This window comes from Bifidobacterium sp. LH_730, assembly GCF_056355835.1.
Window position 1 is genome coordinate 1 of the sequence record NZ_JBKETB010000041.1, and the last position, 674, is coordinate 674.

Consider the following 674-nt stretch of genomic DNA (forward strand, 5'->3'; position numbering starts at 1 on the left):
AGGGGGATGATCGTGATCAATGATCCGGTGATGACCAGGTTCTGGATCGCCTGGCCGCCCGCCGTCGAGGCCTGGTCCTTCCACTGGTTCAAACCGATCGTCAACGGATACCAGTCCGCGTCCTTCAACATGATCAACGGAAGGAAGTAGTTGTTCCACGTCGCCACAATCGTGAACAGGGCCGTCGTCACGATGCCCGGCGCCAGCAGGGGCAGCGATATGGTCCAGAACGTGCGCCACTCGCTCGCGCCGTCCACGCGCGCCGCCTCCAACAACTCGGTGGGCACGGCCTGCTCGCTGAAGATCCACATCAAATAGAGGCCGAACGGCGAGATGAGGCTGGGGATGATCATGGCCCACGGCGTGTTCGTCAACCCGAGCTTGGCGAACAGGAGGAACTGCGGGACCGCCAGGGCAATACCGGGGACGGAGATGGCGCCGATGATGACCGCGAACACGGCCTTGCGGCCCGGGAAGCGGAACTTCGCCAAAGCGTAGCCGCCCATGATCGCCAGGAGGGTCGCGCCGCCCGCGCCCACCACCACGTACAGGAGCGTGTTCAGGAGCCAGCGGGCGAAGATGCCGTCCTGGTAGGAGAACACCGTGGCGATGTTGTCGAACAAGGCGAAGCTCTTGCCGAAACCAAGGCCGAACGTCGAAGTGAAGTCCGCCTG

Annotated in this window: 1 protein-coding gene; it reads right to left on the bottom strand. The window is 63.4% G+C overall.

What is annotated here, in order from left to right; genetic code table 11:
* On the bottom strand, window positions 1-674 hold a 674-nt coding region (locus AC1AUD_RS13730), incomplete at both ends, for a carbohydrate ABC transporter permease (RefSeq protein WP_476574938.1).